Annotated in this window: 28 protein-coding genes; 14 read left to right on the forward strand and 14 right to left on the reverse strand. The window is 70.2% G+C overall.

Going from position 1 to position 24,845, the window contains the following annotated elements; genetic code table 11:
• Positions 1 to 15: 15 nt before the first annotated feature.
• Entirely contained in the window at positions 16 to 1,632 is a 1,617-nt protein-coding gene (guaA, locus tag AC1Q9M_RS17750; RefSeq protein ID WP_382157590.1) for a glutamine-hydrolyzing GMP synthase, read from the forward strand.
• Positions 1,633 to 1,686: 54 nt separating this feature from the next.
• Here the strand turns inward: guaA and AC1Q9M_RS17755 are convergent, their stop codons facing one another.
• On the reverse strand, positions 1,687 to 2,880 hold the full coding sequence (locus AC1Q9M_RS17755) for an FAD-dependent monooxygenase (protein WP_382325072.1): 1,194 nt from the start codon (positions 2,878 to 2,880) through the stop codon (positions 1,687 to 1,689).
• Between the two features lie 11 nt (positions 2,881 to 2,891).
• The gene (locus AC1Q9M_RS17760; RefSeq protein WP_382157593.1) at positions 2,892 to 3,776 is read right to left on the reverse strand and encodes a tripartite tricarboxylate transporter substrate binding protein; all 885 of its coding nucleotides are present in this window, start codon (positions 3,774 to 3,776) and stop codon (positions 2,892 to 2,894) included.
• Positions 3,777 to 3,993: 217 nt separating this feature from the next.
• Here AC1Q9M_RS17760 and AC1Q9M_RS17765 point away from each other — a divergent pair, with 217 nt between their 5' ends.
• Positions 3,994 to 4,773 carry an IclR family transcriptional regulator domain-containing protein gene (locus AC1Q9M_RS17765; RefSeq protein WP_291117224.1) on the forward strand — a complete coding sequence of 260 codons (780 nt, stop codon included), beginning with the start codon at positions 3,994 to 3,996 and terminating at the stop codon, positions 4,771 to 4,773.
• Positions 4,774 to 4,784: 11 nt separating this feature from the next.
• On the opposite strand, the gene AC1Q9M_RS17770 is transcribed toward AC1Q9M_RS17765, so the two are convergent.
• From AC1Q9M_RS17770 to AC1Q9M_RS17785, 4 genes are all read right to left on the reverse strand, one after another.
• The gene (locus tag AC1Q9M_RS17770; protein ID WP_492434884.1) at positions 4,785 to 5,345 is read right to left on the reverse strand and encodes a TetR/AcrR family transcriptional regulator; all 561 of its coding nucleotides are present in this window, start codon (positions 5,343 to 5,345) and stop codon (positions 4,785 to 4,787) included.
• On the reverse strand, positions 5,342 to 5,878 hold the full coding sequence (locus AC1Q9M_RS17775; protein ID WP_444686654.1) for a dihydrofolate reductase family protein: 537 nt from the start codon (positions 5,876 to 5,878) through the stop codon (positions 5,342 to 5,344). The genes AC1Q9M_RS17770 and AC1Q9M_RS17775 overlap by 4 nt, the downstream gene beginning before the upstream one ends.
• A gap of 64 nt (positions 5,879 to 5,942) precedes the next feature.
• Positions 5,943 to 7,232, reverse strand: coding sequence for a hypothetical protein (locus AC1Q9M_RS17780; RefSeq protein WP_492434886.1), 1,290 nt, complete (start codon positions 7,230 to 7,232; stop codon positions 5,943 to 5,945).
• A complete protein-coding gene (locus AC1Q9M_RS17785) occupies positions 7,229 to 8,215 on the reverse strand; it encodes a Bug family tripartite tricarboxylate transporter substrate binding protein (protein WP_291117212.1) in 987 nt (328 codons plus the stop codon). The genes AC1Q9M_RS17780 and AC1Q9M_RS17785 overlap by 4 nt, the downstream gene beginning before the upstream one ends.
• A 131-nt stretch (positions 8,216 to 8,346) precedes the next feature.
• Between AC1Q9M_RS17785 and AC1Q9M_RS17790 the strand changes: the two genes are divergently transcribed.
• Entirely contained in the window at positions 8,347 to 9,249 is a 903-nt protein-coding gene (locus AC1Q9M_RS17790) for a LysR substrate-binding domain-containing protein (protein WP_382157604.1), read from the forward strand.
• A gap of 8 nt (positions 9,250 to 9,257) precedes the next feature.
• On the opposite strand, the gene AC1Q9M_RS17795 is transcribed toward AC1Q9M_RS17790, so the two are convergent.
• Positions 9,258 to 10,304 carry a LacI family DNA-binding transcriptional regulator gene (locus tag AC1Q9M_RS17795; RefSeq protein WP_382325062.1) on the reverse strand — a complete coding sequence of 349 codons (1,047 nt, stop codon included), beginning with the start codon at positions 10,302 to 10,304 and terminating at the stop codon, positions 9,258 to 9,260.
• Between the two features lie 49 nt (positions 10,305 to 10,353).
• Here AC1Q9M_RS17795 and AC1Q9M_RS17800 point away from each other — a divergent pair, with 49 nt between their 5' ends.
• The 4 genes from AC1Q9M_RS17800 (at position 10,354) to AC1Q9M_RS17815 (ending at position 13,836) form a co-directional block, all read left to right on the forward strand.
• Complete coding sequence (locus AC1Q9M_RS17800; RefSeq protein ID WP_382325060.1) at positions 10,354 to 11,343, forward strand: Bug family tripartite tricarboxylate transporter substrate binding protein; 990 nt, start codon at positions 10,354 to 10,356, stop codon at positions 11,341 to 11,343.
• Between the two features lie 151 nt (positions 11,344 to 11,494).
• On the forward strand, positions 11,495 to 12,025 hold the full coding sequence (locus AC1Q9M_RS17805; protein ID WP_291117183.1) for a hypothetical protein: 531 nt from the start codon (positions 11,495 to 11,497) through the stop codon (positions 12,023 to 12,025).
• 6 nt (positions 12,026 to 12,031) lie between these two features.
• Positions 12,032 to 13,081 carry an OmpA family protein gene (locus AC1Q9M_RS17810; protein WP_444686650.1) on the forward strand — a complete coding sequence of 350 codons (1,050 nt, stop codon included), beginning with the start codon at positions 12,032 to 12,034 and terminating at the stop codon, positions 13,079 to 13,081.
• Positions 13,078 to 13,836, forward strand: coding sequence for an FkbM family methyltransferase (locus AC1Q9M_RS17815; protein WP_492434890.1), 759 nt, complete (start codon positions 13,078 to 13,080; stop codon positions 13,834 to 13,836). The genes AC1Q9M_RS17810 and AC1Q9M_RS17815 overlap by 4 nt, the downstream gene beginning before the upstream one ends.
• A gap of 6 nt (positions 13,837 to 13,842) precedes the next feature.
• Here the strand turns inward: AC1Q9M_RS17815 and AC1Q9M_RS17820 are convergent, their stop codons facing one another.
• From AC1Q9M_RS17820 to AC1Q9M_RS17850, 7 genes are all read right to left on the reverse strand, one after another.
• Positions 13,843 to 15,546, reverse strand: coding sequence for a sulfatase-like hydrolase/transferase (locus tag AC1Q9M_RS17820; RefSeq protein WP_492434892.1), 1,704 nt, complete (start codon positions 15,544 to 15,546; stop codon positions 13,843 to 13,845).
• Complete coding sequence (locus AC1Q9M_RS17825) at positions 15,543 to 16,148, reverse strand: YceI family protein (RefSeq protein ID WP_444686647.1); 606 nt, start codon at positions 16,146 to 16,148, stop codon at positions 15,543 to 15,545. The genes AC1Q9M_RS17820 and AC1Q9M_RS17825 overlap by 4 nt, the downstream gene beginning before the upstream one ends.
• Before the next feature lie 3 nt (positions 16,149 to 16,151).
• Complete coding sequence (locus tag AC1Q9M_RS17830; protein WP_444686646.1) at positions 16,152 to 16,931, reverse strand: CDP-alcohol phosphatidyltransferase family protein; 780 nt, start codon at positions 16,929 to 16,931, stop codon at positions 16,152 to 16,154.
• 84 nt (positions 16,932 to 17,015) lie between these two features.
• Positions 17,016 to 17,735 (reverse strand): arsenical resistance protein ArsH, encoded by a 720-nt coding sequence (arsH, locus tag AC1Q9M_RS17835; RefSeq protein ID WP_492434895.1) that lies wholly within the window; start codon positions 17,733 to 17,735, stop codon positions 17,016 to 17,018.
• A gap of 16 nt (positions 17,736 to 17,751) precedes the next feature.
• Positions 17,752 to 19,038 carry an arsenic transporter gene (locus AC1Q9M_RS17840; RefSeq protein ID WP_444686644.1) on the reverse strand — a complete coding sequence of 429 codons (1,287 nt, stop codon included), beginning with the start codon at positions 19,036 to 19,038 and terminating at the stop codon, positions 17,752 to 17,754.
• A 6-nt stretch (positions 19,039 to 19,044) separates the two neighbouring features.
• On the reverse strand, positions 19,045 to 19,548 hold the full coding sequence (locus AC1Q9M_RS17845; protein WP_492434898.1) for an arsenate reductase ArsC: 504 nt from the start codon (positions 19,546 to 19,548) through the stop codon (positions 19,045 to 19,047).
• 19 nt (positions 19,549 to 19,567) lie between these two features.
• Complete coding sequence (locus AC1Q9M_RS17850; protein WP_444686642.1) at positions 19,568 to 19,891, reverse strand: ArsR/SmtB family transcription factor; 324 nt, start codon at positions 19,889 to 19,891, stop codon at positions 19,568 to 19,570.
• 93 nt (positions 19,892 to 19,984) lie between these two features.
• On the opposite strand from AC1Q9M_RS17850, the gene AC1Q9M_RS17855 reads away from it, so the two are divergent.
• The 7 genes from AC1Q9M_RS17855 to AC1Q9M_RS17885 all read left to right on the forward strand — a co-directional run bounded on the left by AC1Q9M_RS17855 (position 19,985) and on the right by AC1Q9M_RS17885 (position 24,839).
• The gene (locus AC1Q9M_RS17855; RefSeq protein ID WP_492434900.1) at positions 19,985 to 20,989 is read left to right on the forward strand and encodes a zinc-dependent alcohol dehydrogenase; all 1,005 of its coding nucleotides are present in this window, start codon (positions 19,985 to 19,987) and stop codon (positions 20,987 to 20,989) included.
• A gap of 31 nt (positions 20,990 to 21,020) precedes the next feature.
• The gene (locus AC1Q9M_RS17860) at positions 21,021 to 21,443 is read left to right on the forward strand and encodes a 6-pyruvoyl trahydropterin synthase family protein (protein ID WP_492434902.1); all 423 of its coding nucleotides are present in this window, start codon (positions 21,021 to 21,023) and stop codon (positions 21,441 to 21,443) included.
• Positions 21,444 to 21,446: 3 nt separating this feature from the next.
• Positions 21,447 to 22,502, forward strand: coding sequence for a glycosyltransferase family 4 protein (locus AC1Q9M_RS17865; RefSeq protein ID WP_492434904.1), 1,056 nt, complete (start codon positions 21,447 to 21,449; stop codon positions 22,500 to 22,502).
• Complete coding sequence (locus tag AC1Q9M_RS17870; RefSeq protein ID WP_492434906.1) at positions 22,499 to 23,332, forward strand: class I SAM-dependent methyltransferase; 834 nt, start codon at positions 22,499 to 22,501, stop codon at positions 23,330 to 23,332. Before AC1Q9M_RS17865 ends, AC1Q9M_RS17870 begins: the two co-directional genes overlap by 4 nt.
• A 193-nt stretch (positions 23,333 to 23,525) precedes the next feature.
• Positions 23,526 to 24,170 (forward strand): LysE family translocator, encoded by a 645-nt coding sequence (locus AC1Q9M_RS17875; protein ID WP_382325038.1) that lies wholly within the window; start codon positions 23,526 to 23,528, stop codon positions 24,168 to 24,170.
• A gap of 19 nt (positions 24,171 to 24,189) precedes the next feature.
• Positions 24,190 to 24,549, forward strand: coding sequence for a hypothetical protein (locus AC1Q9M_RS17880; RefSeq protein ID WP_382325036.1), 360 nt, complete (start codon positions 24,190 to 24,192; stop codon positions 24,547 to 24,549).
• Entirely contained in the window at positions 24,546 to 24,839 is a 294-nt protein-coding gene (locus AC1Q9M_RS17885; RefSeq protein ID WP_382325035.1) for a hypothetical protein, read from the forward strand. Before AC1Q9M_RS17880 ends, AC1Q9M_RS17885 begins: the two co-directional genes overlap by 4 nt.
• Positions 24,840 to 24,845 lie beyond the last annotated feature (6 nt).

The following is a 24,845-nucleotide window of genomic DNA, read 5'->3' on the forward strand; positions in this document are numbered from 1 at the left end:
ACCCACTTACACCCCATGCAGCACCAGAAAATCCTCATCCTCGATTTCGGTTCCCAGGTCACCCAGCTGATTGCCCGCCGCGTGCGCGAAGCCCACGTGTACTGCGAAGTGCACCCCTGCGACGTCAGCAGCGAGTGGGTGCGCGAGTTCGCCGCCGACGGCCAGCTCAAGGGCGTGATCCTCTCCGGCAGCCACGCCAGCGTGTACGAGGTGGACGACAAGGCGCCCGAGGCGGTGTACGAGCTGGGCATTCCCGTGCTGGGCATCTGCTACGGCATGCAGACCATGGCGCAGCAGCTGGGTGGCAAGGTGGAAGGCTCGCACACGCGCGAGTTCGGCTACGCCGAAGTGCGCGCCCGGGGCCACACGGCGCTGCTCAAGAACATCGCCGACTTCACCACCCCCGAAGGCCACGGCATGCTCAAGGTGTGGATGAGCCACGGCGACAAGGTCACCGAGCTGCCCCCGGGCTTCAAGCTCATGGCCAGCACGGCGAGCTGCCCGATCGCCGGCATGGCCGACGAGGAGCGCCGCTTCTACGCGGTGCAGTTCCACCCCGAGGTCACGCACACCGTGCAGGGCCGGGCGCTGCTGGAGCGCTTCGTGCTCGAGATCTGCGGCACCAACCCCGACTGGGTGATGCGCGACCACATCGCCGAGGCGGTGGAGAAAATCCGCCAGCAGGTGGGCGACGAAGAGGTCATTCTGGGCCTGTCCGGCGGCGTCGATTCCTCCGTGGCGGCTGCGCTGATCCACCGCGCCATCGGCGACCAGCTCACCTGCGTCTTCGTCGACCACGGCCTGCTGCGCCTGAACGAAGGGGACATGGTGATGGACATGTTCGTCGGCAAGCTGCACGCCAAGGTGATCCGGGTGGACGCGGCCGACCAGTTCCTCGGCCACCTCGCCGGCGTGAGCGATCCGGAGGCCAAGCGCAAGATCATCGGCCGCGAATTCGTCGAGGTGTTCAAGGCGGAAGCCGCCAAACTCATTTCAAGTGGTGCTTCAACAAAAGGCGCCAAGTGGTTGGCACAAGGCACTATTTACCCGGATGTGATCGAATCCGGTGGGGCCAAGAGCAAGAAGGCCGTGACCATCAAGAGCCACCACAACGTGGGTGGCCTGCCCGAGCAACTGGGCCTGAAACTGCTCGAACCCCTGCGCGACCTGTTCAAGGACGAGGTGCGCGAATTGGGCGTGGCGCTGGGCCTGCCGCACGACATGGTCTACCGCCACCCGTTCCCGGGGCCGGGCCTGGGCGTGCGCATCCTGGGCGAAGTCAAGAAGGATTACGCCGACCTGCTGCGCCGGGCCGACGCCATCTTCATCGAGGAACTGCGCTCCACCGTCGACCCGCACAGCGGCAAGACCTGGTACGAGCTCACCAGCCAGGCCTTCACCGTGTTCCTGCCGGTCAAGAGCGTGGGCGTGATGGGCGATGGCCGCACCTACGACTACGTGGTGGCGCTGCGCGCGGTGCAGACCAGCGACTTCATGACCGCCGACTGGGCCGAGCTGCCCTACGCGCTGCTCAAGAAGGTCAGCGGCCGCATCATCAACGAGGTGCGCGGCATCAACCGCGTGACCTACGACGTGAGCTCCAAACCGCCAGCGACCATCGAGTGGGAGTAAGCGTCGTCGCCAACGCCGCCCCCGAATGGAGGCGGCGATGCGACGCCTGGGTGCTCAGGCCGACACCCCATCGAGGCTCAGGGACTCGAGGGCTTCCTTCTCGATGTCGTGGTCGTAGAGCGATTTGCGCAGCGTGGCGGAGTTCGCGATCTCCCGATCGCGCTGGCCCAGGTCCGCGTACTTGGAGTCGTAGCGCATGCCGTTCTTGCGGGCCTCCGCCTGCACCATGGACGTGCGCGGGCGGCGCAGCGCCTCGTAGCGCTTGAGCGCGTCCTTCACGGAGCGGCCTTCGGCGCAGGTCTGCAGCAGAACGGCCAAGGCCGTGCCGTCTTCGATGGCCTGGTTCGCGCCCTGGCCCAGGTGGGGCAGCATGGGGTGGGCGGCATCGCCCAGCAGTGCCAGGCGTCCGTTCACCCATTGGCCTAGCGGCTTGCGGTCGTAGAGGCCCCACCAGAAGCAGGTCTCCACCTTGTCCAGCAGGCCGGTCACGCGGGGATCCCAGCCGGTGAACGAGGCGGCGAGTTCGTCGCGGTCGCCGATGGCGGACCAGGACTCGGCGGTCTCGCTGGTCGTCGGCACGAAGCCGACGTAGTTCACCAGTTCGCCACCGCGGACGGGAAACACCATGAAGTGCTTGCCATCGCCCATCCAGACCTGGTGCGCCTCGCGCCGCCACTCGGGGAGCTTGTCCGCGGAGATCAGGCCCCGGTACGCCCGGAAGCCGGCGTACTCTGGGGCGGACGGCTCGACGACGTGCTTCTGCAAGACCGAGTTGATGCCGTCGGCGGCGATCACCACATCGGCGTTCGCCACATGGCCGTTCTCGAAGACCAGGCGGGCGCCGTGCTCGTCCTGGCTGAAGTCGACGCACCGATGGCCGGTGTGGATCGAGCTGGGTGGGAGCGCGTCCGCCAGCACCTTCAGGATGTCGGCCCTGTGCATGCCGTACATGCCGCTCCAGCCACTGGAGTCGGTGGTCAGGATCTTGCCCACGACCGTGCCGTCCATGCGGTAGTACTCGGACCCGGCGCCGACCTTGGCGCCCACGCGGGCGAGGGCATCGCCCAGGCCCATGCGCTCCAGTTGCCTCAGGCTGTTGGGGTAGACGAAGATGCCCGCACCGACCTCTCGCAACACGCCCGACTGTTCGTACACCGCGACGCTGATCCCCCGATGGCGCAACGCGACCGCGGCGGCGAGACCGCCGATGCCACCGCCCACGATGGCCACATGAATACCCTTTGACATCACAACCGCTTTCATTTGGTGTTCTTGGACGCCGGGCCGAGCAACTCGCTGACGGCCCGGTACTCGTTGGTGATTTCTTCGGAAAGGGCCCTGGCGGAGCCCCATTCCTGCACGATCCCCGCCGGCAGCAGCTGCGCCGAGATGCTGGCGTTGCGGGCGACCTCTTCCAGGGCGGGGACGATCTTGTCGAGCACGTCCTTGGGAACACCGGCGGGCATGAAGAAGCCGAACCACACGCCCAGAAGGTCGGCCTTGTAGCCCGCCTGGCGCAGCGTGGGCACGTTGGGGAACTCGGGGAAGGGCGAAGAGATGGCCAGGGCGCGCAACGCGCCGGTGCGCATGTGGGCGCTGACCGCCCCCAGCGCGAGAACGACGGCATCGATGTGGCCGCCGAGCAGGTCGGTGACGGCGGGTGCCGCGCCCTTGTAGTTCACGGAGCTCAACGAGGCGCCGGTGGCCGCGTTCATCAACTGCACGCTGATTTCGCCGACGGAGCCGGGACCGGCGTTGCCGATGCGGATGCCGTGGGCGCTCTTGGGCGCCTGCTCGATCATTTCCTTCACGGTCTTGAAGGGCGCGTCCTTGTAGGTCACCAGCACCGAAGGGCTTCGGGTGGTCAAGGCCAGAGGCACGAGGTCCTTCAAGGGATCGTAGTTGGCGGCATCCGGTTCGATCACGCGCCGGATGGTCAGCGGGCTGTTCTGCGCGTAGAGCAGGGTGTAGCCGTCCTTGGGCGCGCGGATGACGGATTGGGTGCCCAGGGAGCCACCGGCACCGGGGCGGTTCGCCACCGTCACGGCGGTGCCCAGCAACCTCGAAAGCTCCTGCCCCATCAGGCGCGCGGCCCGGTCCGCCGCATCGCCCGCGGCCAGCGGCGTCACCAGGTTGATGGGCATGCGGGGATAGTCGTTCGCACGCGCGAGGAGGGGGACCGCCAGCAGCGGTGCGATGCCTAGAAGTTGTCGTCTCTTGATCATGGTTGGGCGCTCTGAAAGTTGGGGGAGCCTGCCCCGTGCCCACCTGGTCGGGCGAGGCATCGGAACAGCCAGCGAATTCTGTCGACAGGGCCGTTCCGAAGCAATGCGGTTTTGCGCATTGCGCAATAATGCGACCATGACCGACGCCCAACGATCGCACCCGCGCGATTTCATCGCGTCCCTGGAGAAGGGGCTGAAGGTCCTGCTCTGCTTCGAGCGCAAGCACGCCAAGCTGAACCTGTCCGAAGTGGCGCGCCTGACGGGTTACACACCGGCCACGGCGCGCCGGCTTCTGCTGACGCTGCACGAACTCGACTACCTGCACAGCGATGGCAAGCGCTTCTGGGTGGCGCCGCGCACCTTGCTGCTGGCCAGGTCGTACCTCATGTCGAGACCGGCGCCCCAGGTGGCGCAGCCAGTGCTCGACAAGCTGGCCGATCGCACGCGCCAGTCCGCCTCGCTGGGCTTGCTGCTGGACCACGAGGTCCTCATCATTGCCAGGTCCACGGGCCGGCGCACGCTGTCGACCGGGCTGGGCATCGGGTCGCGCCTGCCGGCTTTCTGCTCCGCGCTGGGCCGGGCGGTGCTGTCGACGCTGCCCCGCGAGGACGTGGTGAGCTACCTCGCGACCACCCCCCTGGACCCCTGGACGCCGAAGACGGTGCAGGACATCGCCTCCGCGACGGGCCAGGTGGAGCATTGCCGGACCTTCGGATGGGCCGAGTGCGACGAAGAGCTGGAGCTGGGCGTGCGCTCCATCGCGGTGCCGATCTCCAGCATCTCGGACAAGACGATCGCCGCGGTGAGCCTGTCGGTGCGCGCGGAGCGGATGTCGATGGAAGCCTTTCGGGCCGCGCACCTGGCCGCGATCCGGGAAGCCAGGGACGAGCTGAGGGCGACGGTGACCTTCGATTGAGCCCGGCGCCGTCAGGGCGCCGTCAAACGGTCCAGCAGGCGGTCGAGGGCCAGTTGGTAGTCCGCCTGCAGGGCCTGGGCCCGCTTCGGATCGCCGTGGGCCGAGGCCAGGGCCAGGCCGCTGCCGTGGGCATGGTCCACCAGCACGTCGCGCCACAGGTCGGGCTCGGCCGTGATCTGCGCCAGCAGCAGGCCCAGGCGATCGGTGATCTGGCGCGTCACCCCGGCAAAGGCCTCCGGTGTGGCGAAGATGGCCAGCGTCAGTTGCGGATGGCGGCCCACGGCGCCGTGGTAGCGGGTCAGGATCGCCTGCAGGTCTGCCCGAGGGGCGGCCAGCCCTGGCGCACCCTCCAGCACCTCGGCATACACGCGATCCGACAGCGCCCGCAGCAGCCCGGCGTGGTTCTCCACGTGGTGGTAGAGGCTCATCGGCGTGACGCCCAGCCGCGTGGCCAGGGCGCGCATCGTCAAGCCTTGCCCACCGCTTTCATCCAGCAGCGCCAGCGCCGCCGTCAGGATGTCGTCGCGGGCCACCCCCGTCCCCTGGGCCGGGCGCCCCCGTGGTCGGTTCATGGGGCGAGCCGGTAGGTGGATTGCACCAGGCCGGAAGGAAAGCTGCGGCTGGCCACCAGGCGCCAGGCCACGTCCTGTGCCAACGCGCCGAACAGCGGCCTTCCCGACCCGATCAGCACAGGGACCGTGGTGACCACCATGTCGGCGATCAAACCCTCGCGCAGGAAGGACTGCACCACCTGCCCTCCATCCACATAGACCCGGCGCACGTTCTGTTCGGCCAGGTGCTCCATCGCGTCCCGGGGCGCGAGGCTGGAGAAGCGGACCTTGCCCTTCAGCGCTTCGGGCACGGGCGCGTCGGCCAACTGCCTGGAGAGCACCATGACGGGCCGGTCGTAGGGCCAGGTGTCGAAGCTCAGTGCCTTTTCGAAGCTGCCCCGGCCCATCACGATCATCTCCTTGTCGGCGATGAACGCGGTGTAGCCGTGGTCCTCGGCGGGATCGTCGCGTTGCAGCAGCCAGTCGATGTCGCCGTCCTGGCGCGCGATGAAGCCGTCCAGGCTGGTGGCGATGAAAACGTGTGCGGTGGTCATTCGGTGTCCTTATTTATACGTCGTATATTATTGTCCGGACACGGATCGGACACAAGGCACACCCTTACCGGTCTGGGCCCACCCCCGTCAGGTGACCGACGTCCACGATGTACATCTGCCGGCCTTCCCCGTGCACCGAGTCGATGCAGACCTGGCGGCCGTCCCGGCTCCAGCGCGGATGCAGGTCGCAGCGGTTCTCCTTGCTCAGGGCCGGATCCGCGTGGAAGGAGCCCAGGTCGTGGCGGGCGCCGGTCCGCATGTCGTAGAGGAACAGGATCCGCTCGTGCGTGCGCGCGTCCGGGTAGGTGTCGCTCAACAACCAGCGGTCGTCCACCGGCGAGAAGGTCATGTGGCCGTTCTCCGTCAGCACGTGGCGCCCGACCACCTGCACCGCACCGCCGTCGGCGTCGTCGTACAGGTGGTAGTGGATCTCGCCGGCATGCGGCCCCCACACGATGACCTGGCGGTCGTTGCGCCACAGCGGGTGCGAGATCTGGTACTCGGATTTTTCGTAGTCGAAGGTGCCCACGGCGCTGGGGTCGAAGGCTTCGTCCAGTTGCGGCAGCGGGTGGTCCGAGCACTCCAGCAGCCGCATGCCGCTGCCATCGGGGTTCATGGTGATCAGGCGGTGGAGGAAGCAGGTCTCGTCCTTGATCCGCTCGGTCCAGCGGTGCAGGAAAAGCACGCGCGTGGACGAGGGATTGACCTCGATGTGGCTGACCCAGTGGATGGCCTTGTCCATCGATGGCTTCGGATGGAAGTCGCGCAGCTGCCGGTAGCTCACCAGCAGGCGCGATTCGCCCGTCGCCAGATCCATGCGGTGGATGCCATCCTCGGCCGGGGCCCGTGGCAGGTCGAAGGGGGCGCCCGGCTCGCTGTAGCCGATGGTCTCGTGGGTGAGGTAGAGCCGGCGGTAGTCCACGCACAGGGCGTAGCGGCTGTCCGGCGCCACGACGTAGACCGGCAGCGGCAGGCTGCGCCGCTCGCCGGTGTCGGCATCGAGGATGATGGCGCCGAAGTGGGGGTAGCGGGCGTCAGCGTCGGTGGTCCTCACGTTGTAGATCAGCTGGCGCCCGCCCAGGCCATCCAGCCATTGCAGCTGGCTGCCCATCTGCCAGTTCCAGGCGCGGGTGCGATCGAGCTCGCGGAATCGCGCCCCCTCCTGCAGATCGAAATAGCCGATCCCGGCCTCCAGCGTGGGCGTGAGCGGTGCGTCCTTGAACGGCACCTGCTGCGCCAGCAGGTAGCGGCCGCCGCGGTGCCAGTTGCTCTTGTTGTAGTAGCCGAAAAAGTAATGCTGGTCGGTCGATCCGACCCGGCGCACCGCGCAGGGTGCCTGCGGATGGCTCGTCATTCGGCCACCAGCTTCGCTTTGTCGATGATGCCGTCCCAGCGCTGTTTCTCGGCCGCGACGAAGCGGGTGGCCGCCTCGCGGGTGTTGGCCACGGGCGTCATGCCTTGCGCGGCCAGCGCCTGCGTGAACGCCGGCGAGGAGACGATGGCCCGGATGTCGTTGCTCAGCTTGTTCGCCAGCGCATCCGGCACCTGGGCACCGACGGCCACCGTGGTCCAGGAGGTCGCGAGAAACCCCGGGATGGCGGCTTCCGCCACGGTGGGCACGTCGGGCAGGGCCGGGGAACGGGTCTTGCCCGTGACAGCCAGCGCCTTCAGCCGGCCGTTGCGCACATGGGCCAGCACGGTGGGCGGGTTTTCGAACATGAGCTGGATCTGCCCGCCCATCAGGTCGTTCAACGCGGCGGAACTCCCCTTGTAGGCGACGTGGGTCATGGGCACCTCGGCCGAGGCCTTGAACAGCTCGCCGATCATGTGCACGGACGACCCCACGCCCGCCGAGCCGAAGTTGAGCGCGTCGGGCGACTTGCGGCCCAGGGCGATCAGCGACTTCAGGTCCGTCACGGCCAGCGCTTCATTGGCCACCACCACATGCGGCATTTCCGCCAGGATGGTCAGCACCTTGAAGTCGGTGGCGGGGTTGTAGGGCAGCTTCCTGTACACGCCATAGGTGGCATGCAGGCCAATGGAGCCGAGCATCAGCGTGTAGCCATCGGGGGGCGCGTCGACCACCGCCTTGCCGCCGATGTGTCCGCCGGCACCGGGCCGGTTTTCCACGACCACGGACTGCTTGTAGAGCTTGCCCAGGTGGTCGGCTAGCAGCCGCCCCTGCACGTCGGAACTGCCGCCGGCCGTGAACGGCACGATGATGCGGATGGGGCGGTTCGGGAAGTCCTGTGCCCCGGCGGTGCCGGCCAGCGGGCCGAGGGCCAGGGCCGCCAGGCCGGCGGCGGCGAGGGTGCGGCGGGGGATGCGGGTGGTCATGGATGGTGCTCCTGTGAGGGCCCTCGGGGTGGGGCCTGGGAGAAAGTCTAGGGATCGGGCATCATTCCGAATAATTCATTCTTGCGAGCACCCTATGCACTGCTGGTATAGGGTGGATCTGACGCCCCGCCATGCCAAGACCCCTCAATTTCCGCGAAATCGAAGCCTTCCGCGCCGTCATGCAGACCGGCACCACCACGGCCGCGGCCGCCGTGCTCAACACCACCCAGCCCTCGGTCAGCCGCCTGTTGTCCCAGGTCGGCATGGCCACCGGCCTCAAGCTGTTCGACCACACCAAGGGCCGGCTGGTGCCCACCAAGGAGGCGAGGGAGCTGTTCGACTTCGTGCAGCGCCAGTTCCTGGGCCTGGACCGGGTGGAGCAGCATGTGGCCCAGCTGCGCAAGTCCGGCTCCGGTTCGCTGCGCATCGGCTGCACGCCCGCGCTGGGCCTCAGCGTTCTGCCGCGCGTCATCGGCGAGTTCTGCCGGCGCCACCCGCACGCGCATGTGGACCTGCAGACCACCAGCGCCCACCAGCTGCGCGAGGGCCTGCTGCACGGGAATTTCGATGCCGTGCTGTCCACGGCCGCCCAGGCCCACCCCGAGCTGGACGGCACCGTGCTGCATCAGGCCCCGATGGTGTGCGTGATGCCGCCGGGCCATGCGCTGGCCCAGCGGCCGCGCGTGCATGTGCGCGACCTGAAAGGGCAATCCTTGCTCACCCTGAACGCCGACGACGAATCGCAGGTCCAGGTCCAGCGCCTGCTGCAGGCGCACGGGGTGGACGTCGCCGCGCGGGTGGCCACCAGCTACTCGTTCACCATCTGCCTGATGGCCGCCGAGGGGGCGGGCATCGGCATCGTGAACCCCTATGTGGCTTCGGTGTTCGCGCGGGACTTGCACGTGGCGCCCCTCGCGCCGCGTTGCCCTGTGCAGGTGCTCATGGCTTACCCGCAGCACGTCAGCCGCTCTCGGATGACCGAAGAGTTCACGGGCCTGATGGTGGCCGATCTGCAGAAATTTCCTCGTGGTTGATGCCGGCCTCAGGCCGAGTCGCGCAGCACGAGTTCGAAAGGCAATTCGACATTGCGGCCCCCCTCGGCCGCCTCGGCACCGTTCAGCCGGCCGATGAGCAGCTCGGCGGCCATGCGGCCGATCGACAGCTCGGATCGGCGCACCGTGGTCAAGGGCGGCTGCAGCAACTGGGCCGCGGGAATGTCATCGAAGCCCGCCACGGCCACGTCCTCGGGAATGCGCCGCCCCGCCGCGCGCAGGGCCGACATGGCGCCGATGGCCAGCAGGTCGTTGGCGGCGAAGACGGCGCTGCAGCGGAAGTCGCCGCCCGCCAGTTCGGCCACCATCGCGCGCGCACCGGCGGCCTGGGTGAAGTCGTCGGCGGCGATGGTGCGGGCCGTCAGCCCCGCCTGCCGCATGGCGGCCCGAAAGCCGCGCTGCCGCTGCGCGCCCGGGCCCAGCGGGGCGGACAGCAGGGCGATGCGCCGGTGGCCCTTGTCGATCAGGGTCTGCGTCATGGCCTGCGCCGCCGCCGCGTTGTTGATGTAGAGCTTGTCGATGGTGCGCGATGGTTTGTGCGCCTGGCTTTCGATCTGCACCACGGCCAGGCGTCCCCGCGTGGCCTTCAGCAGCTCGGTTTCCTGCACGTGGAAGAACACTGCCATCACGCCGTCCACATGCCCCTGCGACAGCCATTGCAGCGCCCGCTGCTCGCGCTCGGGCGTGCCGTCGGTGTCGAAGATCATGGTGTCGTAGCCCGCCGCATCGGCGGCGGACTGGAAGCCGCGGATCAGGGCCGGATAGGTCGGGTTCGTGATGTCGGGAACGATGCAGGCCAGCGTGAGCGTGCGCGCGGACTGCAGGTTGCGGGCCATGCGGTTGGGCACGTAGCCGAGCCGCCTGGCCGCTTCCTGGATGCGTTCGCGCGCCTCCGCCGACACGGTGGACGGCTCCACGCCGTTGAGCACCAGGGACACGGAGGTTTGCGACAGGCCGGTGGCCTGCGCAATGTCGCGCTGCGTCGGCCGTTTCTGGGGAGCCGCAGGCGCTGACGGGCCGTTCTTGGGCTTCTTCATGTTGGGTTGCCATCCATAATGCTCGTAGCCATTTTTGCACGCCATTCCCATGAACCTTTCGCGCCGCGCATTCGCTCTTTCGGGCATGGGGGCGGCTTCGCTCGCCGCGATGCCGCGCGGGGTGGCTCAGGCGCGCGCGCACCCGCTCTCCGTGCTGGTGGCGCAACCCGCCGGCGGCGTGACCGATGCCTTCGCCCGCGCCGTGGCCCCCGCGCTGGGCCGGGGGCTCGGGCGCGCCGCGGTGGTAGAGAACGTCACCGGCGCCAGTGGCTCCATCGCCGCCAACCGCCTGCTGGCGGCCGCGCGCGACGGCTCCACGCTCTTCATCGGGTCGCCCTCCGAGACCGTGCTGGCGCCGCTCACGCTGCGCGCCGTCCGCTACAAGCCTTCGGACTTTCGCCTGCTGGGCCTGGTCAACGATTCGCCGCTGGCGCTGTACGCGCGCACCGACCTGCCGGCCAGCAACCTGGACGAGCTCGTGGCCCTGGCGCGCCAGGGTGGCGAGCGGCCCATGAGCTATGGCAGCACGGGGCAGGGCTCGCTGTTCCACCTCGTGACGGAGCGGCTGTTGTCCAGCGCTGGCATCCAGGCCACGCACGTGCCTTACCGCGGCGGCATGCCCATGCTGGCCGATCTGCGCAGCGGCGCCATCGATTTCACGGTGCTGCCCGTGGACGCCTTGCTGGGCAGCCTGGTGGCCGATGGCCGCATGAAGGTGCTGGGTGTGTTGTCCGCGCAGCGGCTGGACCGGTTCCCCACCGCCGCGACCTTCGACGAAAGCCGGCTGGCGCCCGACGTGGGCCACCCCAGCATCTGGGTGGGCGTGCTCGTGCCCGCCGCGATGGATGAAGACCTCAGCGCGCGCCTGCACCGCGTCGTCGTGGAGGCGCTGGGCAGCGCGGACGTGGGCCAGGCCGTGCGGGCCGTCGGCGGGCGTGTGCCACCCCGCATGTCGCTGCCGGAGGCCGCGCGCTTCTACGCGGCCGACACCGTGAAGTTGCAGGCCCTGGCCCAGGCCGCGCGCGTGAAACCCCTGTAACGGTCGAGAACCCGCTTCCGTTGGCTGGGGGGGCCGCCGGCCGCCCTGGATGGGCATTTGCAAACGAAGGTGATATTCTGCGACAGGCTGTGTCAGGGGACCCCGGCGGCCGGGATCCCCGTGACTTCCAGTGCCTGAGGAGGGACGCGGAATGTCGATCGAATACACCTTCACACCGTACGGCACGATCCAGATCCAGTGTGGACGGGACTGGATCGAAGTGAAGCTCCCCGGTGGCGGCGATGGCGGGGGCAGCGCCAAACCCAGCCCTGCCGCCAGCCCGGCCCCCGCGCCCTCGCCGGTGGCATCCCCCTCGCCACCACCGCCCCGACCGCCCGCACCCGAACCGGCCACGCCGCCGGGGGTGATGTTCATCGAATCCAGCACGCAAGAGCCGTTTGACGCCCGCGAACTCTTCGTGGTCGAGGTCGCCGGCATCGAGCGCTGGAAGCTCGCCGAATTCAAGGGCCTGGACCCGGAGAGCCTGCAGCGCCTGGTGCGCCAGCGGGTGACGCGCGTGAAGCCCCTGCGCTTCGGCGCGATCACGGTGCTGGACGTGGACGTCGGCACCCTGTCGTCGCCCGACGCCAGCCATGAACTGGGCCGGCTGCAGAAGCTGCTGAAGGAGCCGGACCTGGGCCTGGACGTGCTGCGCTTCTGGCACAACGATCCGCTGGAGTAGGGCGCCATGGCCGCCGCCGATCCCTATGTCGTCGCCAAGGCCAGCCTGCGCGACAACGTCAAGACGCTGATCGCGGTGTTCGGCGGCATCGCCGGCGTGCTGCTGGCCGGTGCGCCGTTTTCCGGCTACGGCTCGCTCGAACTGTTCAGCCCGCGCTGGATCGTGGCCTCGCTGGCCTTGCTCGTGTCGCTGCTGCTGCTGGGCTGGTCCGTGCGCCGCCTGCTGTTCGTGCTCACGCCCGATCTGGCGTACACCAACCTGCTGATCGACACCACCCAGGACGCCGAGATCCTCGCCGTGCAGGCCGAGTTCGCGCGGCGCAAGGACGAGCTGCTGCCCAAGCGCAACCCCAACGACCCGAACAGCCCGCGCATCGATTCGGTGAGCCGCCTGATCGAAGAGAAGCGCCTGGCCTGGGAGCACTACCAGGCCGACACCACGAAGGTCGATCGCAAGGAGGAGTACGACCGCCTGGCCGACGCGCTGGCGGCCGTCAACCACTGGAGCGCGTTCACGCGCCTGCACGTGCGCGTGTCCAGAGGCACGGACACCGTCTTCTGGGCCGGCCTGGCGGCGATCATCTCCATCGCCGTGTTCGCGGTGGCCTCCAACGCGCCGAAGAAGGAGACGGCCAGCGCGCCCACGGTCTACGTGGTGCTGCCGTCGAGCCCCTCGCCGGTGGCGGCGGCCGACCCCTTGCCGGTGCTGCCGCCGGTGCTCTTCGCGACCGGCAAGGCCGAGCTCTCGCGGCAGGCCGTGGCGGACATCGACAAGGCCCGCGACCACCTGCGCGCGCACCCCGACGTGGGCATCCTGATCGTGGCCCACACCGACACGGTCGGGGGCGATGCGCTCAACGACGCGCTCGCGATGCGCCGCGCCCGCAGCGTGGCCGAGCTGCTGCGCGAGCAGGGCGGCATTGGCGCGGCCCGCATCTTCGTGGCCCCGCTGGCGAAGAAGGACCTGCCGGCGCTGACGGCGCAGGACACCGAGAACCCGGCCAACCGGACCGTCCAGATGATCCTCATCCCCTTGCCCCCCCAGCGCCCGCGATGAGCCGCGCGATCGACCGTCCGCTCGGCCTGCTGCGCTCCTTCCTCGTGTACCGCGCCATCCCCTGGCGCGGCGCGCAGCTGCGGCGCTTCTACCGCCGCTTCCTGCCGGTGGGTGGTCTGGCGTTCGACGTCGGCGCCCACGCCGGCAACCGCGTGGCGGCGTTCCGCCAGCTCGGCGCGCGCGTGGTCGCGCTGGAGCCGCAGCCCGATTTCGTGCGGCTGCTGGGGCGCCGCTTCGGCCACGATGCGCAGGTGGCGCTGCTGCCGCAGGCCCTGGGCCGCGCGCCCGGCGAAGCCCGCCTGATGGCCAGCCCGCGCACGCCCACCGTGGCCACGCTCTCCACCGATTTCGTGCAGCGCGCGGGCGCGGCACCGTCGTTCCGCGGTGTGCGCTGGGAAGCCGGGCCGCTGGTGCCCGTGACCACGCTGGACGCGCTGATCGCCACGCACGGGCGGCCCGATTTCGTGAAGATCGATGTGGAGGGTTTCGAGCTGGAGGTGCTCATGGGCCTGAGCCAGCCCCTGCCGGCGCTGTCCTTCGAGTTCGTGCCGGCCGTGCGCGACGTGGCGCTGGGTTGCATCGACCGGCTCGAAGCCCTGGCCGGGCCCGGGCGTTACCGTTATGCGGTGTCGCTGGGCGAGCGGCAGCACCTGCTCCAGCCCGAAGGCGAGGGCGCCGAGGCGATGCGCGGCTGGCTGCGCGCCTTGCCGGCGGAGGCGCCCTCGGGCGACGTGCACGCCTGGCTCGTGGCCTGAACCGCCTCAGGACCCGGTGTGCGGCGGGCTGCTCGCGGGCGCGCCCACGTGCTCGAAGCCCTGCACCTCGTGCGCGCCGGGCGCGTTGAACACCGCCAGCAGCACCTCGGTCAGCCGCTGCATCGGCCCCAGCGCCTCCGCCGGTGGCGTGAGCCCGGGCGCGAAGCCGCTGCCCAGCAGGCGCTGCAGCAGGGCGCGGTCCTCGCTGATCACGTGCACCGGCACGTCCCACGACACCGCGGGCCCGCTCACCAGCGCGGGCGGCTGATGATCGCCCACCACCACCATCACCAGCGGTCGGGCCGAGCGCTGTTTCAGGTAGTCCGCCAGCCAGGCGTGCTGGTAGCGCAGGCTCTCCAGGTAGGGCGGCAGGGGCTCGCGCACCGCCAGCGGAGCCGCCTGCGCGGCCGTGGCCTGCGCTGCGCTGTAGGTCTGGGGGCCGGTGCGCAGCGAGCCGCCCGGCACGAAGGGCGCGAGCGGGTGAAAGGGGGCGTGCGTGCTGGTGGTCGGGAACACCACGAAGCGCGGCGCGCGATCCGTGGTGGGCGCGAGTTCCTGCGTGTGCAGCAGCGCCAGCGCCGCCTGGTCGGGGATGCGCCAGTAACCGAAGTTGGGCCCGGTGTAGCCCATGTCGGCGTCCTTCGCGAGGCGGTCGAAGCCGTAGAAGGCGCCTTCGGGCCAGGGGCGCTTGAGGCCCGGCATCCAGCCCACGGTGCGGTAGCCATGGCGCGCGAAATGGCGCACCAGCGTGGGCCGGTCGCTGGCGAGCAGCAGGTCGTGGTCGCCCGGGTCGCTGGTGTCCACGCCGGCCAGCAGCGCGGCGTGCGACAGCCACGAGGCACCGCCGAAGGTGGGCGCGGTGACGCGCGCGCTGACCACGGTGCGGCCACCGGCGTGGATGGCCTCGTCCAGCGCCGCGCGCGCCGCCACCAGCCCGACGGCCTGCTCGGGCCGGTCGAAGCTCACCGTGCCGTAAGACTCGGCGAACACCAGCAGCACGTCCGCCGGGCCCCGTGGCCCGATCAGGCCGGAGAGATCGCCGTCGAAGGCCGGGCCCGCGCCCAGCACCGACTCGGCCGAGGCCGGCCAGGCCACGCGCGCCAGCAACTGGCCCTGGTGCACCAGCGTGGGTGTGAGCGGCAGCGAGAAGAACCAGCGCGTGTCGCGCTCACCGGGCACGTAGGCGGCGAAGCTGAGCGTGCACGCGGCCACTGCGGCCAGCAGCCAGGGCTGGGGGCGCTCCCAGGCCAGGCACCGCGCCAGTACGACGATCGCGCGGCGCACCAGGCCCACCAGCAGCACCGCGCCCAGCAGCAGCGCCAGCGCCAGGCCCAGCAACTGCCAGGCGGGCAGGGTCTGGGCGGCCAGCCGCAGCAGTTCGGCGGCGTGGCGCCCGTCCCAATACACATTGACCGGCCGGCCCAGCACGGCCGGGGCCGTCACGTCCGCGTAACGCACGAACACGAGGAAGACGAAGCCGAGGGACCACGCGGTGGCCGCGCGCGCCGAGAGCCGGCCGCGCCAGCGCACCCAGCCCATCAGCGCCACCACGGCCAGGCACAGCTCGAACGACAGGCGCGGCATGGTGCGCACGCCGAAACCCGGCCAGCGGTTCTCGAAGGTCCACAGCGCGTTGAGCAGCGCGAACGCCAGGCCGAAGCGCAGCAGCCACGGCAGCCACCGAGGCGGCGCGGCGCGCGCGTCGCTCACTGGCGCACCGCTTCGAACTCGATGATCAGCGGCACCTCGTCACCGACCCAGCCGTTGGACACCGCGTAGTTCATGCCGTAGGCGCTGCGCTTGAAGCTGCCGCGCGCGGACACGCCCATGGTGTAGGGCTTGCGCAGCGGCCCGCCCATGGGCGACTCGGCGCTCTTGTTCCAGGTGGCCTGCAGCGTGAGCGGTTGCGACTTGCCCAGCAGCTCCAGCTGGCCGCTGATCTCGAAGTTGCGCTCGCTGGTGCGCTTGGCGCTGCTGGCGGTGAACACCATGCGCGGGAACTCGCCGCTGTTCAGGAAGTCGGGGCCCTTCAGGTGCTCGTCGCGCTTGCGCTGGTTGCTGAAGACGCTGGCCGTCTCCACCTCGATGCGCACGTCCGACAGCGTGGCCGTGGCCTCGTCGAAGCGGTAGCTGCCGCGAGCCGAGCGGAACAGGCCCAGCACCTTGGCGTAGCCGATGTGGTCCACCAGAAACGCGATGGTGATGTGGTCCGGGTCCAGCTCGTACTTGGCTGCCTGGGCGTGCGCGGGCGAGCTGGCCAGCAGGTGGGCGCAAAGCGCCAGTGGCAGGAGTAGGGCGGTGGAAGTGCGCATGGCTCAGGTCTCCGTGAGGGTGGGGCGCTGCCGCGCCAGGGTCCGGATGTCGACGGCGAACGAAAGGCTCAGCAGGGCCAGGCTGAAGGCGGCCAGCGAGGCCGCCAGCCAGGGCGGCACGATGGGCCCCAGGCAGATGATGAGCGCGGTGATCTGCACCACGCACACCGTCTGGCGGCGCTTGCTCGGTGGCAGGGCGCCGGCCAGCCAGGGCCAGGGCTTGGAGGCGGCCACGAAGGCGTAGCGCATCAGCCCCGACGCCAGCACCCAGGGGCCGGCCTGGCCGGCCTGCAGCACCAGCGCGCACAGCACCAGGGTGAAGGCCGCGTCGGTCTCCATGTCGAAACGGGCGCCGAAGGCGCTGGCCAGGCCGCTGCGCCGGGCCAGCGCGCCGTCCACCGCGTCGAGCAGGGCCGTGGCGGTGGCGATCACCACCAGCCACCAGGCCGCCGGGGTCATCGAAGCCAGGGGCGGGCGGGGCAGGGCCTCACCCACCAGGGCCGCGAGCAGGGCCATCGAGCCCAGCCGCACCAGGGTCACGCGGTTGGCGGGGCCGAAGCGCGGATGCGGGTGGTGGGCCAGGGCGCGCCACACCAGCCAGGCGCCCAGGCCATACACCAGCCAGGTCTTGGCCATGTAGTCCAGGCCCAGGTCGCCTGCCGCGCCCAGCGCGCTGGCGAGCACGCCCACCAGGGCCGCCACCACCGCCAGATCGCGCGCGGCGTCACGCCGCAGGCCGGCAAGGCCCGGGGCTGAGGCGAGGGGGGCTCCGGTGGTCTTCATGGTGGGCGGTTCCGGCGATCATGGCACGCGCCTCCTTCCGACACCACATCCGCCGATTCGTTCACCGGCGCCGGGTGGCCGCTTTCAGATGCTGCGCAGCTGGACCCGCCGGGACAGGGCTTCGGCGCTCTCCCGCCGCTCGCTGTAGCGGTCCACCAGGTAGGGCGCGCTGTCGCGGGTGAGCACGGTGAACTTCACCAGTTCCTCCATCACGTCCACCACGCGCTCGTGGTACGACGACGGTTTCATGCGGCCGTTCTCCTCGAACTCCTGGTAGGCCTTGGCGACGGAAGACTGGTTCGGAATCGTCAGCATGCGCATCCAGCGGCCCAGCACGCGCAACTGGTTCACCGCGTTGAAGGACTGCGAGCCGCCCGAGACCTGCATCACCGCCAGGGTCTTGCCCTGCGTCGGCCGCACCGAGCCCTCCGACAGCGGAATCCAGTCGATCTGCGCCTTGAGGATGCCGGTCATGGCGCCGTGGCGCTCCGGCGAACACCAGACCATGCCCTCGGACCACCGGGCCAGGTCGCGCAGCTCGCGCACCTTCGGGTGGTCCTCCGGCACCGCGTCGGGCAGCGGCAAGTCCCTGGGGTCGAAGATGCGTGTGTCGGCTCCCATGGCTTGCAGGAGGCGGGCGGCCTCCTCGGTGAGCAGGCGGCTGTAGGACCGCTCTCGGAGCGAGCCGTACAGCAGCAGGATGCGCGGCGCATGGGTCGCCCGCTCCTGGGGAAACAGGCGCTCGACATCCAGCGGCTGAAACGCGGCAGGGTCGAGCGGGGGCAGATCGATTTCGAGGGTCATGTGAAGGGGCGGGTTGTCAGGTCGCGCCCAGGCGGAGGGCCAGGGCCGCCAGCGTGACCGCGAGAACGGGCAGCGTCAGCACGACGCCGACCCGGAAGTAATAGCCCCAGGCGATGGTGGTGCCCTTGCGGGCCAGCACGTGGAGCCACAGCAGCGTGGCCAGGCTGCCGATGGGCGTGATCTTGGGGCCCAGGTCGCAGCCGATGAGGTTGGCGTAGACCATGGCCTCCTTCACCACGCCGGTGGCCGTGGACTGCTCGATCGACAGCGCACCGACCAGCACCGTGGGCATGTTGTTCATCACCGACGACAGCGCGGCCGCCAGGAAACCCGTGCCCATGGCCGCGCCCCAGACGCCGCCCTGGGCGAACCGGTCCAGCAGCGCGGCGAGGTGGCCCGTCAGCCCGGCGTTGCGCAGGCCGTAGACCACCAGGTACATGCCCAGCGAGAAGACCACGATCTGCCAGGGTGCTTCCTTCAGCACCTTGCGGGTGCCGATGACGTGGCCCCGGGCCGCGACGGCGAGGAGCAGGACCGCGCCCGCCGCCGCCACCGCGCTCACGGGAACGCCCAGCGGCTCCAGCCCGAAGAAGCCCACCAGCAGCAGGCCCAGCACCGCCCAGCCGGCGCGGAAGGTGTTCAGGTCGCGGATGGCGGCGGCGGGCGCCTTCAGCTGGCGCAGGTCGTAGGTCGCCGGCAGGTCGCGGCGGAAGTACAGGTAGAGCACCACCAGGCTGGCGGCCACCGACGCGAGGTTCACCGGCACCATGACGGCGGCGTAGCGGTTGAAGCCGATGCCGAAGAAATCGGCCGAGACGATGTTCACGAGGTTGGACACCACCAGGGGCAGGCTGGCGGTGTCGGCGATGAAACCGGCCGCCATGACGAAGGCCAGCGTGGTGGCGGGCGAGAAGCCCAGCGCGACCAGCATGGCCATGACGATGGGCGTGAGGATGAGGGCCGCCCCGTCGTTGGCGAAGAGTGCGGCGACCACCGCGCCCAGCAGTACGATGAGGGCGAACAGCCGGGGACCGTGGCCACCGCCCCAGCGCGCGAAGTGCAGGGCGGCCCACTCGAAGAAGCCCGCCTCGTCCAGCACCAGGCTGATGACGATGACCGCCACGAAGGTGGCGGTGGCGTTCCAGACGATGTGCCAGACCACCGGGATGTCGGACAGCTGGACCACACCCGCCAGCAGCGCCACCACCGCGCCGAGCAGCGCGCTCCAGCCGATCCCCAGCCCCCGGGGTTGCCAGATGACGAGCAGCAGCGTGAACGCAAAGATCAGGACGGCCGCGAACATGCCGGCTCAGCGCTGGGCCAGTTCGCGTGCCGTGTTCTGGAGCGCCAGCCGATCCACGCTGGCCGGCGGCAGGCTGACCAGGAACTCCAGGCGCCGGCGGATGGCGAGCAGGGTTTCGCGGAAAGCCTCCAGCTGTTGCTCGGCCGTGCCCTTGACCTCGGACGGGTCGGCATAGCCCCAATGCGCCGTGGCGGGCTGGCCGGGCCAGTAGGGGCAGGTCTCACCGGCGGCGTTGTCGCACACCGTGATGACCAGGTCCATGTGGGGCGCGTCCGGCTGGCCGAATTCGTCCCAGTTCTTGCTGCGCAGTCCCTCGGTGGCCATGCCGGCGCGCTGCAGCACCTCCAGAGCCAGCGGGTGGGGCTGCTGGTTCTCGCGCGGGCTGCTGCCGGCGGAGAAGGCCTTGAAGCGGCCTCGGCCCAGGTGGTTCAGCGTGGCTTCGGCCAGGATGCTGCGGGCCGAGTTGTGGGTGCAGAGGAAGAGCACGTTCAGGGGCGTTGGGGTGGTCATGGTGGCGGGCAATGAAGGGTCAGCATTGGCAGGAGGAGCTGCTGTCCACGGCGCATTCCGCACCCTGGCAGCAGTTGTCGGTGAGGTAACCGAGCAGCCCGTTCATCTGCTCGTAGGCGGCGCGGTAGACCAGGTGCCGGCTGGACCGCTCCTGCGTCACCAGGCCCGCCGAAGCCAGCTCCTTCAAGTGGAACGACAGGGTGGTGTTGGGGATCTCCAGGGCCTCGCTCATCACGCCGGGTGTGAGGCCGGCCTGGCCATTGACGACCAGGGCGCGGAACACCCGCAGGCGAAGGGGGTGGGCCAGGGCGCCGAGCGCGCGGACGACATCGGTTTCGTTCATGCGTTGAATCATACGATATTTCGATTAATGTGGAAATATTGGCCATGGGTCAAACTACGCCCACCCCGCCGACACCGCTTTCCCCCTTCGCCCATGCCCATCGCCTCCGATCCGTCCGCCGCCGTTTCCGCCCAGGCTTGCTGGGTGGTCAGCCCCGGCCTCGCCGAGATTCGCGACGAAACCCTGCCACCGCTTCCCGATGGCTTCGCCCGCGTGCGCACCCTGCACACCGGCGTGAGCCGGGGCACCGAGGGCCTGGTGTTCCGGGGCGAGGTGCCCGCCAGTGAGGCGCAGCGCATGCGCGCGCCGTTCCAGGCGGGCGACTTCCCCGGCCCGGTGAAGTATGGTTACGTGAACGTGGGTGTGGTCGAAGCCGGGCCACCCGAGCTGCTCGGGCGCGAGGTGTTCTGCCTTTATCCGCACCAGACGGTGTTCCAGGTGCCCGCGTCCGTGCTGGTGCCGCTGCCCGCCGGGGTGCCCGCCTCGCGCGCCGTGCTGGCCGCGAACCTGGAAACCGCCATCAACGCCCTGTGGGACGGCCAGCCCAACCCAGGCGACCGCATCGCCGTGGTGGGCGGGGGCACGCTCGGCCTGCTGGTGGCCTGGCTCGCGGCGCGCCTGCCCGAAGGCAGCGTCCAGGTGGTGGACACGAACCCCGCGCGCGCGGGCATCGCGGCCACGCTCGGTGCCGGTTTTGCCCTGCCCGAAGCGGCGCAGGCCCAGGCCGATCTGGTCATCCACACCAGCGGCCAGTCGGCCGGGCTGGCCACCGCGCTGCGGCTTGCGGCCTTCGAAGCCACGGTGCTCGAACTCAGCTGGTACGGCAGCCGCCCGGTCAGCGTGCCACTGGGCGAGGCCTTCCATTCGCAGCGGCTCACGCTCAAGAGCTCGCAGGTGGGCCATGTGGCCAAGCGCCAGCGCGACCGCTGGAGCCACCGCCAGCGCCTGGAGCTCGCGCTCTCGCTGCTCACCGAGCCGGTGCTGGACGCGCTGGTCACCCACAGCGCGCCCTTTGCCGAGCTGCCGCAGGTGCTCGCGCGTCTCGCCGGTGCCGATGCGCCCGACACCCTGTGCCAGCGCATCGACTACCCTGCGTGATCCTTCCCGCCATTCAAAGGACCCCCGACCGATGTACGCCGTCAACGTCAGAGACCATTTCATGATCGCCCACAGCTTCCAGGGCGCGGTGTTCGGGCCGGCCCAGCGCATGCACGGCGCCACCTATGTGGTGGACCTCGAACTGCGCCGCGAGGCACTGGATGCCGACGGCATCGTGGTCGACATCGGCCTGGCCACGCAGGTGCTGCGCGAGACACTGGCCGTGCTCAACTTCCAGAACCTGGACGAGATGCCCGAGTTCAAGGGCCGCAACACGACCACCGAGTTCCTGGCGCGCGTGATCTTCGACCACATCGCCGTGCGCATCGCGGCCGGTGCACTCGGTGCGCAGGCGCTGCCCACCGCGCAGTCGGCCGGCCTGCGGCAGATGAAGGTGACCCTGCACGAGTCGCACGTGGCCTGGGCCTCGTACGAAGGCCTCCTGCCGGTCTGAACCATGCCCGGCCAGCGCGTCTGCCACTTCCTGCTGCCGGGCGACTGGCACATCCCCACGGGAGGCTACACCTACGACCGCCGGCTCTCGCTCGCCCTGCGCGAGCAGGGATGGACGGTTTTGCCCGAGGTGCTCGAAGGCGCGTGGCCCTGGCCCGACGACAGCGACCTCTCGGCCGCCCTGGCCCGCATCGCGGCCCTGCCCGATGGCGCGCTGGTGATCGCCGACGGCCTGGCCTTCGGCGCCCTGGCGCGCGTGGTCCGGCCGCATGCCCAGCGCCTGCGCTGGGTTGCCCATGTGCACCACCCCCTTCACCTGGAAACGGGCCTGAGCGCCGCAGACAGCGCACATCTGCGCACGACCGAAGCGCAAGCCCTGCGACTGGCGCGGCAGGTGGTGGTGCCCAGCCGCCGCACGCTCGACGACGTGGCCGCCCTGGGCGTCCCGCCCGAGCGCATCGCCGTGGTGGAGCCGGGCACCGACCCGTCGCTCCCTCCGCCGTCCGCCCCCCGGCGCGATGGCGCGGTGCAACTGCTCTGCGTGGCCACGCTCACGCCGCGCAAGGGCCATGCCCTGCTGCTGCAAGCGCTGGCCAGCCTCACGCAACTGCCGTGGGTGCTGCACCTGGTGGGCAGCGCCGAACGCGACCCCGGCACCGCCGTGCGCCTGCAGGCCCTGGCCGCGCCTCTGGGCGAGCGCGTCGTCTGGCACGGCGAGTTGCCGGGTGCCGCGCTGCACGCGCACTACCTGGCGGCCGATGTCTTCGTGTTGCCCTCGCTCTACGAGGGCTATGGCATGGTGATCGCCGAGGCCGTCGCCCACGGCCTGCCGGTGGTCACCACCGACGGTGGGGCCCTGGCCCACACGCTGCCACCCGGCGCCGGTCTGCAGGTGCCTGCCGGTGACGGGCCCGCCCTGAAGGCCGCGCTGGAGCGCTTGCTGGCCGATGTCGGGCTGCGCGAGCGCCTGCGCGCTGGCGCGCGCGAAGCCGCCGCGGCGTTGCCCACCTGGCCGCAGCAGGCCGCGCGCTACGCGGCGGTGCTGGAATCCATCGCATGAGCGGCGCCCACTTCAGCGCCGACTGGCTGCAACAGCGCGAACCCTTCGACACGGCCGCGCGCGACGAGGCCGCCCGGCACCTGCAACTGGCCGCGCGGTTCCATGCCATGGCCCCACCGGCGGGCACACCCTGGCGCGTGATCGACTTGGGCTGCGGCACGGGCGCGAACCAGCGCTGGCTCGCGCCCCGGCTGGGCGGACCGCAGCAATGGCTGGTGGTGGACCACGATGCCGCGTTGCTGCGCGGCTGGCCACCCAGCGCCAGAGGCCCGGGTTTCGAGGCGGCCATCGTCTGCCGGCAACTGGACCTTGCGCGGCATCTGGACACGCTGCCCTGGCACGCGGCCCACCTCGTCACCGCGTCGGCCTTGCTTGATCTCGTGAGCGCCGACTGGTTGCACCGTCTGGTGTCGCACGCCGTGGCCGCGCGCGCGGCCATGCTCTTCACGCTCAGCGTGGACGGCCGCCATGACTGGGAGCCGGGCGACCCGCTGGACTCGACCGTGGGCCGGCTCTTCGGTCGGCACCAGCGGCGCGACAAGGGCTTTGGCCCCGCGCTCGGCGCGGCTGCCTTGCCGGCCTTGCGCCGCGCGCTGCAGGGCAGCGGCTACCGCGTGTTCAGCGCGGCCAGCGACTGGCGCATCCACAGCCTGGAAAGCGCACAGGCCGGCGCGCTGCACCACGCGCTGGTCGACGGCATCGCCCACGCCGCGTGCGAGCAGGAGCCCGCGTCCCTCGCCGCGCTGGAAGCGTGGCGGCAACGGCGGCACGCGAATGCCACTGCGGGCAGCCTGCGCGTGGGCCATGTGGACCTGCTCGCCTTGCCCTGACCGGCCCTCAACCCGCCGCTGCGCGCGCGAGCCCCTGGCCTCGATCGGGCGAGCGTTCAAAAGCGGTGATGGTGGGGTCCATGAGAAAGTTTTCTGCTTTCACGGTCCCGACGTTCGAGGCCGGCGTCCATCGACATCCTCGAGTTTTTTCCGGGCTGCGGCGATACTGGCGATCCCGATTTCTGGAGTTCCCATGCTTCCCGACACGCCTTTGCTTCTGGCTTTCGTGGGCGCCAGCCTGGTGCTGGCCCTGACCCCCGGTCCCGCCGTCGTCTACATCGTGGCCCGCACCCTGGCGCAAGGGCGCGCCTGCGGTCTTTCGTCCGTGCTGGGCGTGGCCCTCGGCAACCTCGCCAACGCCCTCGGCGCCGCGCTCGGGTTGGCCGCCTTGTTCGCAGTGTCGTCGGTGGCCTTCACGGTGGTGAAGTGGGCCGGCGCGGCCTACCTCGTGTACCTGGGCATCCGCCTGTGGATGGCGGCGTCGCCACTGGCCGACGGCGCCGCGCCCCAGGTGCCGGCGCAGTCCTTGCGGCGCGTCTTCCGCGATGGCTTCCTGGTGGCGCTGCTGAACCCGAAAACCACCCTGTTCTTCGCCGCCTTCCTGCCGCAGTTCATGGACGCGCACGGCGCCAACCCCTTGCTGCAGACCCTGGCGCTCGGCGGTGTGTTCGTGGCCATTGCGTGCTGCACCGACATCCTCTACGTGCTCACCGCCAGCCTGGTCGCACCGCGCCTGGGCCGCGCGGCACGGCACGGTGTCTGGGGCAACCGGCTCGCCGGCACGTCCTTCATCGGCCTGGGCGTGCTCACGGCGATGGGGTCGCGGCCTTCGCGTTGATGAGGGACCGACGCGCTGCATGATGAACCTCTACGAAGTCATCCGCTGGGGCAACGACTCGGACGACGTCTTCACCGGCGGTCCCAACGGCCCCGACACCTGCTTCCTCGTTCGCGCCGGCTCGGTGGAGCAGGCGGCCAGCCTGGCCGACGCCGAGTTGGCCAGGCGACCATCGCAGGTGGTTGAAAACTGGGCCGGCGCCGTCCACCTCCTGGGCGTCGAGCAGGCGAGGGAAGACGTCCCTCGGGTGCTGCGAGGACCCTACATTCAGCACGCCTACACCCATGGCTGGCGCTGCTGGCACCGGGACGCTCCCTCGGACCCCTGGGTCGAACACCAGGTCGCTGCCGCTGACGTGGCGCCCACCGGGCCCACATGAAGCGCTTGTCGTGCAGCCGCTGCCAGCGGCCAGTTTCTTTCACGCCCACCAGACAGGAGGAGCTGCGGCGGTGCCGGCAGTTCCTGGCATTCGCCGCGGTCCTGGCCGCCGTTGCCGTTGGGCTGTCCCTGGCCGGCGTGCCGCTGTGGCCCTGGTGGGTCGGTGGGATGGCGGTCTTTGTGTTGAGCCAGGCTGCGCTCAAATGGCAGGCCAGCCGATGGGCCTTCTGCGATCCCTGCCAGCACGGCCGTTATGTCTACCGGCGCGCGGCGAGCCCGGACGATGAATAGGGCCGG

The organism is Hydrogenophaga sp. GW823-FHT04C09 (assembly GCF_058796355.1).